The organism is Pseudomonas cavernicola (assembly GCF_003596405.1).
GTDB classification, from domain to species: Bacteria; Pseudomonadota; Gammaproteobacteria; order Pseudomonadales; family Pseudomonadaceae; genus Aquipseudomonas; species Aquipseudomonas cavernicola.
The window spans coordinates 1,398,011-1,411,027 of record NZ_QYUR01000002.1 but is presented as its reverse complement, the minus strand read 5'-3'; the positions used below and the strand labels follow the sequence as shown (position 1 = coordinate 1,411,027).

At 63.6% G+C, this 13,017-nt stretch carries 11 protein-coding genes and 1 other RNA gene; 3 read left to right on the top strand and 9 right to left on the bottom strand.

Features of this window, described 5'->3' with window-relative positions:
• Positions 1–9 precede the first annotated feature (9 nt).
• The 9 genes from gcvP to D3879_RS06890 all read right to left on the bottom strand — a co-directional run bounded on the left by gcvP (position 10) and on the right by D3879_RS06890 (position 12,116).
• The gene (gene gcvP, locus D3879_RS06930; RefSeq protein ID WP_119953325.1) at positions 10–2,886 is read right to left on the bottom strand and encodes an aminomethyl-transferring glycine dehydrogenase; all 2,877 of its coding nucleotides are present in this window, start codon (positions 2,884–2,886) and stop codon (positions 10–12) included.
• 77 nt (positions 2,887–2,963) lie between these two features.
• Positions 2,964–3,353, bottom strand: a complete 390-nt coding sequence (gcvH, locus tag D3879_RS06925) for a glycine cleavage system protein GcvH (protein ID WP_119953324.1) — start codon at positions 3,351–3,353, stop codon at positions 2,964–2,966.
• Positions 3,354–3,506: 153 nt separating this feature from the next.
• Complete coding sequence (gcvT, locus tag D3879_RS06920; RefSeq protein ID WP_119953323.1) at positions 3,507–4,589, bottom strand: glycine cleavage system aminomethyltransferase GcvT; 1,083 nt, start codon at positions 4,587–4,589, stop codon at positions 3,507–3,509.
• Between the two features lie 180 nt (positions 4,590–4,769).
• On the bottom strand, positions 4,770–6,389 hold the full coding sequence (locus D3879_RS06915; protein WP_119953322.1) for an ABC transporter permease: 1,620 nt from the start codon (positions 6,387–6,389) through the stop codon (positions 4,770–4,772).
• A 95-nt stretch (positions 6,390–6,484) separates the two neighbouring features.
• Entirely contained in the window at positions 6,485–7,486 is a 1,002-nt protein-coding gene (locus D3879_RS06910) for an extracellular solute-binding protein (RefSeq protein ID WP_119953321.1), read from the bottom strand.
• Positions 7,487–7,682: 196 nt separating this feature from the next.
• On the bottom strand, positions 7,683–8,915 hold the full coding sequence (locus D3879_RS06905; protein ID WP_177412419.1) for a 2-octaprenyl-3-methyl-6-methoxy-1,4-benzoquinol hydroxylase: 1,233 nt from the start codon (positions 8,913–8,915) through the stop codon (positions 7,683–7,685).
• Positions 8,916–8,998: 83 nt separating this feature from the next.
• Positions 8,999–10,186: a 2-octaprenyl-6-methoxyphenyl hydroxylase gene (ubiH, locus tag D3879_RS06900; RefSeq protein WP_119953319.1), complete on the bottom strand. Its 1,188-nt coding sequence runs from the start codon at positions 10,184–10,186 to the stop codon at positions 8,999–9,001.
• A gap of 4 nt (positions 10,187–10,190) precedes the next feature.
• Positions 10,191–11,525, bottom strand: a complete 1,335-nt coding sequence (gene pepP, locus D3879_RS06895) for a Xaa-Pro aminopeptidase (RefSeq protein ID WP_119953318.1) — start codon at positions 11,523–11,525, stop codon at positions 10,191–10,193.
• 36 nt (positions 11,526–11,561) lie between these two features.
• Positions 11,562–12,116: a YecA/YgfB family protein gene (locus D3879_RS06890; protein WP_119953317.1), complete on the bottom strand. Its 555-nt coding sequence runs from the start codon at positions 12,114–12,116 to the stop codon at positions 11,562–11,564.
• A 157-nt stretch (positions 12,117–12,273) separates the two neighbouring features.
• Here D3879_RS06890 and D3879_RS06885 point away from each other — a divergent pair, with 157 nt between their 5' ends.
• The 3 genes from D3879_RS06885 (at position 12,274) to ssrS (ending at position 13,003) form a co-directional block, all read left to right on the top strand.
• Positions 12,274–12,480 carry a TIGR02449 family protein gene (locus D3879_RS06885; protein ID WP_119953316.1) on the top strand — a complete coding sequence of 69 codons (207 nt, stop codon included), beginning with the start codon at positions 12,274–12,276 and terminating at the stop codon, positions 12,478–12,480.
• Positions 12,480–12,791 carry a cell division protein ZapA gene (locus tag D3879_RS06880; protein WP_119953315.1) on the top strand — a complete coding sequence of 104 codons (312 nt, stop codon included), beginning with the start codon at positions 12,480–12,482 and terminating at the stop codon, positions 12,789–12,791. Before D3879_RS06885 ends, D3879_RS06880 begins: the two co-directional genes overlap by 1 nt.
• 33 nt (positions 12,792–12,824) lie before the next feature.
• Positions 12,825–13,003, top strand: a non-coding RNA gene (ssrS, locus tag D3879_RS06875) — 6S RNA.
• Positions 13,004–13,017 lie beyond the last annotated feature (14 nt).

Sequence of the window (13,017 nt, the reverse complement as noted above, 5' to 3'; positions counted from 1 at the left end):
GGGTAACGCTTACTCGCGGTATTCGTCCACCGGCACACAGGCACAGAACAGGTTGCGGTCGCCATAGACGTTGTCCACGCGGTTCACCGTCGGCCAGTACTTGTGCGCACGGGTGTGGGCGGACGGAGTAACCGCCTGCTCGATGCTGTACGGCCGCTCCCAGATGCCGATGACATCCGCCAGGGTATGCGGTGCACGTTTGAGCGGGTTGTCCTCGGCCGGCCAATCGCCGCTCTGCACTTTGCTGATCTCCGCGCGGATGCTCAACATCGCTTCGATAAAGCGATCCAACTCGTGCTTCGACTCGCTCTCGGTCGGCTCGATCATCAGCGTGCCCGGCACCGGGAAAGACATGGTCGGCGCATGGAAGCCGTAGTCCATCAGACGCTTGGCCACGTCTTCCTCGCTGATCCCGGTTAGCGCTTTGAGTGGCCGCAGATCCAAGATGCACTCATGCGCTACCCGACCATTGCGACCACTGAAGAGGATTGGGAAAGCGCCGCCCAGCTGGCTCGCCAGGTAGTTGGCACCGAGGATCGCCACTTCGGTGGCATCGGCCAGTTGCGGGCCCATCATGGCGATGTACATCCAACTGATCGGCAGAATGCTCGCACTGCCCCAAGGCGCCGCGCTGACTGCACCGTTCTGTGGGTTCGGGCCTTCCAGTTGGATAACCGGGTGGTTGGCGACAAACGGCGCCAGGTGCGCACGCACGCCAATCGGGCCCATGCCTGGGCCGCCACCGCCGTGCGGAATGCAGAAGGTTTTGTGCAGGTTCATGTGCGACACGTCGGCGCCGATGTCCGCCGGACGCGCCAGCCCGACCTGAGCGTTGAGGTTGGCGCCGTCCATGTAAACCTGGCCGCCGTGGGCGTGGATCACCTCGCAGATTTCACGGATGCCTTCCTCGTACACGCCGTGAGTCGACGGGTAAGTCGCCATCAGGCAGCCTAGCTGCTCGCCGGCTTCGGCGGCCTTGCGCTTGAGGTCTTCCAGGTCGACGTTACCGTCCTTGTCGCACTCGACGATCACCACGCGCATGCTCGCCATCTGCGCCGAGGCCGGGTTGGTGCCGTGCGCCGAAGCCGGGATCAGGCAGATATTGCGATGCCCTTCGTTGCGGCTCTCGTGGTATTTGCGGATCGCCAGCAGGCCGGCATATTCGCCCTGGGCGCCGGAGTTGGGCTGCATGCAGATGGCGTCGAAACCGGTGATGGCGCGCAGCCAGGCATCCAGTTCGTCGATCATCAGCTTGTAACCGGTCGCCTGCTCCAGCGGCACGAAGGGATGCAGGTTGGCGAATTGCGGCCAGGTGATCGGGACCATCTCGCTGGTGGCATTCAGCTTCATGGTGCAGGAGCCGAGCGGGATCATCGACTGGTTCAGCGCCAGGTCTTTGTTCTCCAGCTGCTTGAGGTAGCGCAGCATCTCGGTTTCGCTGTGATGGGTGTTGAACACCGGGTGGTTCAGGTAGCTGGAGCTGCGCAGGAGCGACTGAGGAATGCCGGATGGCACCCCAGTGGCGTCCAACTCGGCAACGTCGAGACCGTGGCCGGCACCGAGGAACACGTCGAACAACCGCGCAACGGTCTCCGCGTTGCAGGTCTCGTCCAGGCTCAGGCCGAGATGGCCACGACCGAGGATGCGCAGGTTGATCTGCGCGGCCTTGGCGCTTTCGATGATTGCCGTCTGGCTGCCGCCGACGTCCAGGGTCAGGGTGTCGAAGAACTGCCCGTTGACTCGCTGTATGCCTTTCTGTTCCAGGCCGGCAGCCAGGATCGAGGTCAGCCGATGGACGCGCAGGGCGATGTTTTTCAGACCCTGCGGCCCGTGGTAGACCGCATAGAAGCTGGCGATGTTGGCCAGCAAGACCTGGGCGGTGCAGATGTTCGAGTTGGCCTTCTCGCGGCGGATATGCTGCTCGCGGGTTTGCAGGGCCATGCGCAGCGCGATGTTGCCGCGAGCGTCTTTCGATACGCCAATGATGCGTCCGGGAATCGCCCGTTTGAACTCGTCACGGGTAGCGAAGTAGGCCGCGTGCGGGCCGCCGTAGCCCATCGGCACACCGAAACGCTGCGCCGAGCCGAACACCACGTCGGCACCCAGTTCACCGGGCGGGGTCAGCAGCAATAGGCTAAGCAGGTCGGCGGAGACACAGGCCAGGGCCTGCTGGGCGTGTAGCTGCTCGATCAGCGGGAGCAGGTCACGGATCTCGCCGTGAGTGTCCGGATACTGCAACAGGCCGCCAAACACTTGGTGCTCGCCAAGGCTCTCGACGGCCGCCACCACCACATCGAAGCCAAAGGCCTCGGCACGGGTCTGCACCACGGAAATAGTCTGCGGATGGCAGTTTTCGTCGACGAAGAACAGGTTGCTTTTGCTCTTCGCCACGCGCTTGGCCAACGCCATGGCCTCGGCAGCGGCGGTCGCCTCATCCAGCAAGGAGGCGCTAGCCAGATCCAGCCCCGTCAGGTCGATGGTCAACTGTTGGAAGTTCAGCAGCGCTTCCAGGCGCCCCTGAGCGATCTCCGGTTGATACGGCGTGTAGGCGGTGTACCAGCCCGGATTTTCCAGCACGTTACGCAGAATCACCGTCGGCGTCAGCGTGCCGTGGTAGCCCATGCCGATCAAACTGGTCCAGACCTGGTTCTGCTCGGCGTAACCACGCAATTTGGCCAGCGCAGCCTCTTCGTCCAGCGCCGCCGGCAGTTCCAACGGGCGATTCAGACGAATCGCCGGCGGCACCGTCTGCTCGATCAGTTCGGCGCGGCTGGTGAGGCCGAGCGCCTCGAGCATGGCCTGCTGTTCATTGGCGTCTGGGCCGAGGTGGCGACGCAGAAAAGCGTCGGACTGCTGGAGCTGAGCAAGGCTGGGCTTTGGGGACATGGTATGGCTCTCAGAAAAAGGCAAAGCCTCGATTCGCAGGCCGTGTGAATCGAGGCTTTTGTCAGAATAGCTAGTTATTAAGCGTCGGCGTCGCAGGCGGCTTGATACGCAGCCGCATCGAGCAGCTTGTCCAGCTCCGCGGCGTTGGCCGGCTGCAACTTGTAGAACCAGCTGCCATAGGGGTCGCTGTTGACGTTCTCAGGCGAGTCGGTCAGTGCCTCGTTGATGGCGATGACTTCACCGCTGATCGGCGAGTAGATGTCCGAGGCGGCTTTTACCGACTCCACCACGCCGGCTTCCTGGCCTGCCGCCAATTGCTTGCCCAGCTCCGGCAATTCAACGAACACCACATCACCCAAGGCTTCCTGAGCGTGGTCGGAAATGCCCACCGTCACGCTGCCATCGGCTTCCAGGCGAGCCCATTCGTGGCTGGCGGCGTAACGCAGTTCGCTGGGGATATTGCTCATGTCGGTGTCCTCAAAGACTGGGAGGCGGGTGGCCCGCCTAGAAAATTTAGCAGGTTGTTAGAACCGGCCCGAAAATTACTGCGCTCGCTCAGGCCGCACTAGAAGCACATGGCCGAGGAACATGCAGCAGTGCCCGCCAGGAGCGGGCACTGCTTAGATCAAGGCCTTGCCGTGGCGCACGAAATTCGGCCGAACCACACGCACGGGGTACCATTTGCCACGAATTTCCACCTCGGCGCGCTCGCCAGTCGCCGCCGGCACGCGGGCCAGGGCAATCGACTTACCGAGCGTTGGGGAGAAGCTGCCGCTGGTGATTTCACCTTCGCCGACGCCTTCGACCCGCACCACTTGGTGCGCCCGCAATACGCCACGCTCTTCCAGCACCAGGCCGACCAGTTTCGGCTGATTGCCGGCGGTGTGTTGCGCCTCCAGCACCTTACGGCCGACGAAGCCACGCGCGGTCGGCTCCCAGGCGATGGTCCAGGCCATGTTGGCGGCCAGCGGCGAGACGTCTTCGGTCATGTCCTGGCCGTAGAGGTTCATCCCGGCTTCCAGACGCAGAGTATCGCGCGCGCCCAGACCAATCGGGGCGATGCCGGCGCCGACCAATTCACTGAAAAAGCCTGGTGCCTGCTCGGCCGGCAGCATGATTTCCAGACCGTCTTCGCCGGTGTAGCCGGTCCGCGCGATGAACCAGTCACCTTCCGGGAAACCCTCGAACGGTTTGAGTTCGCCAATCAACTCAGCGCGAGCCACAGAGACCAGTTCGGCGGTTCTCGCCCGGGCCTGCGGGCCCTGAATGGCGAGCATCGCCAACTCGGCGCGCTCATGCAGTTCGACGGCGAAACCGGCGGTCTGCGCCTGCATCCAGGCCAGGTCTTTGTCGCGGGTGGCGGCGTTGACCACCACGCGGTAGCCCTCGCTGGTGAGGTAGACGATCAGGTCGTCGATCACCCCGCCCTGCTCATTCAGCATGCCGCTGTAGAGGGCCTTGCCCAAAACCTGCAAGCGCTCGATGTCATTGGCCAGCAGGTGCTGGAGATAGGCCTTGGCCTGGGCGCCAGTCACATCGACCACGGTCATGTGCGACACATCGAAGACCCCGCAATCGCGGCGCACCTGATGGTGCTCCTCGACTTGCGAGCCGTAGTGCAGCGGCATATCCCAACCGCCGAAATCGACCATCTTGGCACCCAGGGCAAGGTGCTGATCATAGAGGGGCGTGCGCTGTCCCATGGGTTTCTCCTTCCGGGCTTGGCGAAGATGCGGACAGGCACTGAAACGCGGCTGCGCTTGCACTGACAAGACACTGGCGACTACGTATCACGTGCCCGGTCTGAATGACGGGCCACATCGAATGGCGCGCATTGTAGCCGCAAGACTGCCGGCTGGACACCTCGGCCGACGGCCGCTCAGTCAGTGCCCGTGGCGCCGGGCCGAGCGGCGAATCAAGCCGATTACCGGCAGCAGCCCAACCAGTACCAGGGTCAGCGCCGGCAGCGCGGCACGTGCCCACTCACCTTCGCTGGTCATCTCGAAAACCCGCACCGCCAGGGTGTCCCAGCCGAAGGGACGCATCAGCAGGGTCGCCGGCATTTCCTTCAATACATCGACGAATACCAGCAAGGCGGCGCTCAAGGTACCAGGCACCAGCAGAGGCAGGTAGACCTTGAAGAACAACCCGGGACCACCGACGCCGAGGCTGCGCGATGCCTCCGGTAGCGACGGCCGAATCCGCGCCAGGCTGCTTTCCAGCGGGCCGTAGGCCACGGCGATAAAGCGGATCAGGTAAGCCAGCAGCAACGCCGCCAGGCTGCCCAGCAGCAACGGCTTACCGGCACCGCCTAGCCAGCTCGACAGCGGTATCACCAACTCACGATCGAGATAGCTGAACGCCAGCATGATCGACACCGCCAGCACCGAGCCGGGCAAGGCATAACCGAGGTTGGCCAGACCGACCGCCGAGTGGATCGCCCGGGTCGGCGCCAAGCGCCGGGCGAAGGCCAGCAACAGCGCGACGGCGACGGTGATCGCCGCCGCCAGCGCACCGAGATACACGGTGTGCAGGATCAACCCGGCATAGCGCTCATCCAGATCGAAACGGCCTCGCTGCCAAAACCACACCAGCAATTGCAGCAGCGGGATGACGAAGGCGCAGGCGAACACCAGGCCGCACCAGGCGCTCGCGGCCAGCGCCCGCAAGCCCCGCAGGTGATACAGCGCCTTACCCCGTGGGCGCTCGCTGGAAGGCCGGCTGATGCCACGCGCGCGGCGCTCGCCATACAGCACCAGCATCACTGCCAACAGCAGCAGACTGGCCAGTTGGGTCGCGCTGGACAGACTGTAGAAGCCATACCAGGTCTTATAAATGGCGGTGGTGAAGGTATCGAAGTTGAACACTGAGACCGCCCCGAAGTCGGCCAGGGTTTCCATGATCGCCAAGGCCAAGCCGGCACCAATCGCCGGCCGCGCCACCGGCAGCGCCACGCGCCAGAACGCCTGCCAGGGTGACTGCCCGAGCACCCGCGCGGCCTCCATCAGGCCCTTGCCTTGGGCAAGAAAAGCCGTGCGCGCCAGCAAGTAGACGTAGGGGTAGAACACCAGCACCAGGACGATGATCACCCCGCCAGTGGAGCGCACCCGCGGCAGCAGCAGGCCAGCGCCGAACCACTCGCGCAGCAGGCTTTGCAGCGGCCCGGCGAAATCCAGCAGACCGACAAAAACAAAGGCCAACACGTAGGCGGGGATGGCGAAGGGCAGCATCAGAGCCCAATCGAGCCAGCGTCGCCCGGGGAATTCGCAGAGGCTGGTCAGCCAGGCCAGGCTGACGCCGAGCAGCGTCACCCCAACGCCGACGCCGAGCACCAGCGTCAGCGTGTTGCCGAGCAGGCGCGGCATCTGCGTCTGCCACAGATGCGACCATATCTGCATATCCAGCGACTGCCAGGACAGCGCCATGACGCTGAGCGGCAACAGCACCAGCGCGGCGAGCGCAAAGGCAATCGGATACCAGCGACGCTGGGCAGGATGGGCCACAAAATCCTCATCAGGCAGAAAACACAACGCCCCGGGTTTCAATCGGGGCGCCGAGTATAACCGCGGCTAGCCATTGCGGGGACCTGCCGTAGCGGTCAGTTCCAGCCGGCGCGGTCCATCAGCTTGATCGCTTCGGCCTGCCGCTTGCCGGCCACCTCGACTGGAATGCTGTCCGCCTTGAACGTGCCCCAGCTGGCCACTTCGGCCGACGGTGGCACACTCGGGTTGGCCGGGTATTCCTGGTTGAGCCCGGCAAACAAGGCCTGCGCCTGCGGCCCGGTCATCCACTCCATCAGCGCCTTGGCCGCCTCTGGATGCGGCGCGTACTGGGTCAGGCCGATACCCGAGAGATTCACATGGACGCCACGATCCTGCTGGTTTGGCCAGAACAACTTCACCGCCAGACTCGGCTCCTGCTTGTGCAGGCGCCCGTAATAGTAGGTGTTGACGATGCCGACATCACACTGGCCGGCATTGATCGCCTGGAGCACGGCGATGTCATCGGAGAACACGTCGGTGGAGAGGTTGTTGACCCAGCCCTTGAGGGTTTCCTCGGTCTTCTGCGCACCATGGGTTTCGATCAGGGTGGCGGTCAGCGACTGGTTGTAGACCTTCTTCGCCGTGCGCAGGCAAAGCCGACCTTCCCACTCTTTATCGGCCAGCGCCTCATAGGTGGAGAGTTCTTGCGGCTGCACCCGTTCGGTGGAGTAGGCGATGGTCCGCGCGCGTAGCGACAAGCCGGTCCAGCTATCGCTGGAGGAGCGGTATTGCGGCGGAATGTTGGCGTCGATGACCGGCGATTTGAACGGCTGCAGGATGCCCATCTGCTCGGCCTGCCAGAGGTTGCCGGCGTCCACCGTGAGCAGTAGATCGGCTGTGGCGTTCTCGCCCTCGGCCTTGATCCGCTGCATCAACGGCGCTTCCTTGTCGGTGATGAACTTCACCGTCACCCCAGTTTTCGCGGTATAGGCATCGAATACCGGTTTGATCAGCTCATCGATTCGCGAGGAGTAGACGACCACCTCGTCGGCGGCCTGAACCGAGGTGGCGGCGACGCTCAGCGCCAGCACAGCGAAAAGTGGGTTGCGTAGCTGCATCACGGTTGTCTCGTAATAGCCCTAAAGGTGCGAATGATAGTAAACCTCAGTTGCACCTTGTAGTGATTTCTATATCGAAGTGTTTCCCGGATAGGCGACCGCTCTTCGCAGGGCGGGTTAGGCCAACGGCCGTAACCCACCATCCTGGGCCGACCACGGAGGCGGCCTAAGGAGTCGCTGGCGGGTTGCATCCACCCTACGCGCGCGCCAGCTCCGGCAGGTCACCGGACAGGCCCAGCGCCTGGCGAACGAACAGCGCCTTGGCCTCGGGCAAACCGTCGACCCAGTTGAGGCCAGTGTTACGCAACCAGCGCAGCGGCAGCGGATCGGCCTGGAACAGTCGCTCGAAGCCCTCCATCGCCGCCATCATCGCCAGGTTATGCGGCATCCGCCGCCGCTCATAGCGGCTGAGCACTCGCTCATCGGCCAGGCCTTCACCACGCTCGAGCGCATGTTGCAGCACCTCGGCCAGCACCGCGGCATCGAGGAAGCCGAGGTTGACCCCCTGCCCCGCCAGCGGATGAATGGTGTGCGCAGCATCGCCGATCAACGCCAGCCCAGGCTCGATATAACGCTTGGCATGCCGTTGGCGCAGCGGGATACACAGCCGCGGATCGGCTTCCAGCACCTCGCCCAGACGCCACTCGAAGGCCTTGCCCAGCGCCTGGCAAAAATCCGCGTCGTCTAGCGCCATCAAGCGCTCGGCCTCCACTGGGGTGGTTGACCAGACAATCGAGCACCAGTCTTGCTCGCCCGGCTCCCCTTGCGCCGCGACGGCCAGAGGCAGAAAGGCCAGCGGGCCATCGTCGGTAAACCGCTGCCAGGCGGTGCGTTGATGTGGCTTGCTGCAACGCACGCTGGCGACGATGGCGTGGTGCAGATAATCCCATTCACGGGTTTCGCAGCCGGCCAGGCGGCGTACCGCAGAGTTGCCGCCATCCGCCGCAATCACCAGCGGCGTGCGCAGTTGGCGGCCATCGGTCAGGCTCAACAGCCAGTCATCGCCAGAGCGGCGCAGCTGTTCCAAGCGGGCATTCGGCAACAAACCGAGATCGCTGTCATGCAGACGCTCGAGCAGGGCGTCCTGAATCACCCGGTTCTCGACGATATGACCGAGCACCTCGGCATGCACGCTGGCCGCGGAAAAATGGATGTGCCCAGTGCCCGAGCCATCCCACACCTGCATCTCTGCGTAGGGGCTGCTGCGCCGAGCAGCGATCCCGGGCCACACCCCAAGGCGCTCCAGCACGCGCTGGCTGGCCGCCGACAAGGCACTGACACGCGATTCAAACGCGCCGGCGCGGTCGAAGGGTTTGACGCTGAGCGGGCCGCCGTCCAGCAGCAAAATGTCCAGGCCACTGTCCTGCAAGGCCAGCGCCAGGGCGCTGCCAACCATGCCAGCACCGACGATTATCAGATCCGCACGCATGTCCATGCTTTGAGCCTATCTCGCTTGCGGCTTGCGCCACATCCAAAGAGTTTTATGCCGGCGCCGCGACGTGCAACGCGCCCTTAACTGTCCGCACGGGTACCGAGGCCCATGGCCTGGCGGGCAAACCAGCGTTTGGCCGGCGGCACTAGATCGAGTCCGAGCAGGCCGAGGTTGCGCCCGGTGGCGAGCAACGGTTCGGCATTGGTGAACAAGCGGGTAACGCGATCGGAGAAGCCTACAGTGAGGTGCTGATCCAGCCGCTGGCGCGCGTAATAACGCTGCAGCGTGGCGAACTCGCCAGGCGCCGCCGGACTGGCCAGCAGCGCCTCGGCCAAGGCCTGGGTATCGCGCAGCGACAGGTTGTAACCCTGCCCGGCAATCGGATGCAGGCTGTGTGCCGCATTACCGAGCACGACCAAGTTGGGCCGCACCTGCTCTTGCGCCTCGATCAGCGCCAGCGGATAGACATGCCGCGCACCGACCTGGCGCAAAGCCCCCAGGCGATACCCAAAGGCCTGCTGCAACTCGGCCAGGAAACTGCGCTCATCCAGCTTGGCCAGACGCTCGGCATCCTGGCCCGGACGGGTCCAGATCAGCGCGCAACGGTTGTCCGCCAGCGGCAGCAAGGCCAGCGGCCCATCGTCGGTAAACCGCTCGAAGGCTTGGCCAGCATGGGCCTCACTCGGTGTGATGTTGGCGATCAGCGCGCTCTGCTGGTAAGGCGTGTGCTTCACGTTGATCCCGAGCTGCTCGCGCAGACCGGATCGACCACCGTCGGCCAGAACCGCCAGGTCGCAATCCAAGATCGTCTCGTCATTCAAGGTCAGCTGGTAGCCATCGCCCAGCGTCTCCATGCCGCTGACTTCCGCCGGGCAGCGCCAACTGACCACCTCATGATCCAGCGCCTGCCACAGGCAGTGACCAAGCCAGGCATTCTCGGCCACATAACCGAGCGCCGGCACGCCTTCTTCCTCAGCGCTCAGCCGCGCCGCGCCAAAGCGACCGCGATCAGACACATGGATGTGCAAAATCGGCTCGGCACGTGGCGCGATGCGCTGCCACAGGCCCAGGCGTTGATAAATCTGCTGGCTGCCGAAGGACAGTGCGGTCGAGCGCGCGTCATAGCTGGGCTGGTAGCCGTCGCCCGGGGCGAACGGCTCGATCAGCACGATCGTCCAGCCCCGCGCCTTGGCACCCGCTTGCAAGGCCAAAGCCAGGCTCGCGCCGACCAGACCGCCGCCGATGATCGCCAGATTCGCCCGGTTCACCGGCTCAAGCCGCCTGGATTCGTGCAGCAGCCATCAAGGCCTCGATCTCGGCAACCGTCTTCGGCGCGTGGCTGGTCAGAATCTCGCAGCCAGTCTTGGTCACCACCACATCGTCTTCGATCCGCACGCCGATTCCGCGCCACTTCTTCGCCACGTGCTGATTGTCCACGGCGATGTAGATGCCGGGCTCGACGGTCAGCGCCATGCCCACTTCCAGGACACGCCACTCGCCGCCGACCTTGTAGTCGCCGACGTCATGCACGTCCATGCCCAACCAGTGCCCGGCGCGGTGCATATAGAAAGCTTTATAGGCTTCGCTGGCGATCAGCTCGCTGACGTCGCCTTCCAGCAGACCCAGCTCGACCAGCCCGGCGGTGATCACCTGCACAGTGGCTTCGTGGGCTTCGTTCCAGTGCTTGCCGGGGGCAATCACGGCGAACGCCGCTTCCTGGGATTTCAGCACCAGCTCGTAGATCGCCTTCTGCTCAGCGGAAAACCTGCCGCTGACCGGAAAGGTGCGGGTGATATCGCTGGCATAGCAGTCGATCTCGCAACCGGCATCGATCAGCACCAGCTCACCGTCTCTGAGCGGCGCATCGTTCTCGCGGTAATGCAGGATGCAGGCATTGCGCCCCGCGGCGACAATCGAGCCATAGGCCGGCATCTTCGCCCCACCCTTGCGAAACTCGTAGTCCAACTCGGCTTCCAGGTGATACTCGCTCAAACCGGCGCGGCTAGCCTGCATCGCACGGATATGCGCACGGGAAGAAATCTGTGCGGCTTCGCGCATCACCTTTACTTCATTGGCTGACTTGTACAGGCGCATGTCGTGCAGCAGATGGTCGAGGGCGACGAATTCGTTTGGCGGCTGTGCGCCCTGACGGGCCTTGGAGCGGATCACGTTGATCCAGTCCATCAGGTGCCGATCGAACTCCTGATTGGTGCCCATGGCGTAATAGACTCGCTCGCGGCCTTCGATCAAGCCCGGGAGGATGTCGTCGATATCGCCGATGGGGAACGCGTCGTCGGCACCGAACGCACTGATCGCACCATCCTGGCCAGCGCGCAGGCCATCCCAGAGCTCGCGCTCGGGATCACGCTCACGGCAGAACAGCACGTACTCGCCATGTTCACGCCCCGGAATCAGTGCGATCACCGCTTCCGGCTCGGGGAAGCCGCTGAGGTACTGGAAGTCACTGTCCTGACGATAGACGTGCTCGACGTCGCGGTTACGGATATACACCGGCGCCGCCGGCAGAATGGCGATGCTGTTGGGTTCCATCTGCGCCATCAGCGCCTTGCGCCGACGGGCGTATTCCGACTTGGGGATGCTGATCATGGGCAGACTCGACCTACTTATATAACGGCTGAAAAATCAGTGCAGGGACGGTTTGGGTGCTGGCGCAAGCGGTTTTGCGCACTCGGTAAACAGCAGCAAGGGCGCGACACGCAGATATTCCATGACTTCCATATAGTCGCTTTCGCCGTCCTCGGACTCTTCCAATGCGCTCTGCACCTGGGCAATCGCCGCCAGATCCTGCAACACTTCGACCGCTTCGCCGCTCAACGCCGCATCGCGCGCGGTCAAACCGAAGCCGCCGAGGAAACCCTGGCACCATTGGCCAAGCGCCACAGCGCGCTCAGCCAGCGGCGCATCATCCGACGGCAGCAGCAACACAACCGCCATGTCGTCACCGGTCAGCTCGCCTTTGACCATCTCCTGCAGGCCGATCAGCGCCTGCCGCACATTGTCCTGCGGCGCGCCGCCGAGCAGTTCGGCGGCATCTACCAGCCAGGGATCGTTCTCGAAGCCGGCACCGGCACAACTACGGCCCAGCAACAGGCCATGCAGCTCAGCCGGTGAGACGGGTTGGCCACTGCTGGCGAGCAGGGCGGCGAAAGCGCTATACGGGGAATTTTGAGTGGGCATTGGCAACTAGGCGCCAGAGGGCGCAATGACTAGAATGAAGGCCTCGTATCCTAGCACCGGCAGGCGCGCCAAGACCATCGAAGGCCGCCGACAGGTTTGCACCTTCACCGAACTGATCCTATATAGTTCTGGTCATTCAACGCCCTAGTGAGAACCCATGGAAGACGCCGATCTGCACGCGCTTACCACCAAGCTGGAACTGCTAATCCAGCGCGTCGAGCAGCTTAAAGCCGACAACCGAGTCTTACGTGCGCATGAAAAGGCCTGGCGCGAGGAGCGCGCCCATCTGATCGAAAAGAACGAAATGGCCCGGCATAAGGTCGAATCAATGATTTCGCGCCTGAGAGCCCTGGAGCAGGATTAATGACCTCGAATACCGTTACCGTTCACATCCTCGACAAAGAATACTGCATCGCCTGCCCTACGGATGAGCGCGCCAACCTGGAAAGCGCCGCGCGCTATCTGGATGGCAAGATGCGCGAGATCCGCAGCGGCGGCAAAGTCATCGGTGCCGACCGGGTCGCCGTGATGGCGGCACTGAACATCACCCACGATCTGCTGCACAAGCAGCAGCGCCTGGATCAGGACGCCAGCTCGACCCGCGAGCACGTGCGTGACCTGCTGGAGCGCGTCGATCATGCCTTGGCCACCGATCCGGATGCCGGCCATAGCTGATTGCAGAGCGGCGGATTGGGGTATACTGGCCCCCGCTCCCTGGAGTGTGCGCCAGTTGGTGATGTCCCTGAGCCGATACGCACAAACCCGGGGGTTGCAAGTTGGAGCCGGTGTGCATGTCCGCCTGACGGAAAGCCTTAACGCTCCCTGCAACCTCCACCTTGAACTTTCGGGTTCAAGGGCCAAGCCGACAGCGGCACTCCGGGGGGTCTTATTTTTACCGTCA

Coding starts and splice junctions, on each gene's coding strand:
- gcvP (WP_119953325.1), bottom strand. CDS start 2,886: ATGTCCCCAAAGCCCAGCCTTGCTCAGCTCCAGCAGTCCGACGCTTTT.
- gcvH (WP_119953324.1), bottom strand. CDS start 3,353: ATGAGCAATATCCCCAGCGAACTGCGTTACGCCGCCAGCCACGAATGG.
- gcvT (WP_119953323.1), bottom strand. CDS start 4,589: ATGGGACAGCGCACGCCCCTCTATGATCAGCACCTTGCCCTGGGTGCC.
- D3879_RS06910 (WP_119953321.1), bottom strand. CDS start 7,486: ATGCAGCTACGCAACCCACTTTTCGCTGTGCTGGCGCTGAGCGTCGCC.
- D3879_RS06905 (WP_177412419.1), bottom strand. CDS start 8,915: ATGCGTGCGGATCTGATAATCGTCGGTGCTGGCATGGTTGGCAGCGCC.
- pepP (WP_119953318.1), bottom strand. CDS start 11,525: ATGATCAGCATCCCCAAGTCGGAATACGCCCGTCGGCGCAAGGCGCTG.
- D3879_RS06890 (WP_119953317.1), bottom strand. CDS start 12,116: ATGCCCACTCAAAATTCCCCGTATAGCGCTTTCGCCGCCCTGCTCGCC.
- D3879_RS06885 (WP_119953316.1), top strand. CDS start 12,274: ATGGAAGACGCCGATCTGCACGCGCTTACCACCAAGCTGGAACTGCTA.
- D3879_RS06880 (WP_119953315.1), top strand. CDS start 12,480: ATGACCTCGAATACCGTTACCGTTCACATCCTCGACAAAGAATACTGC.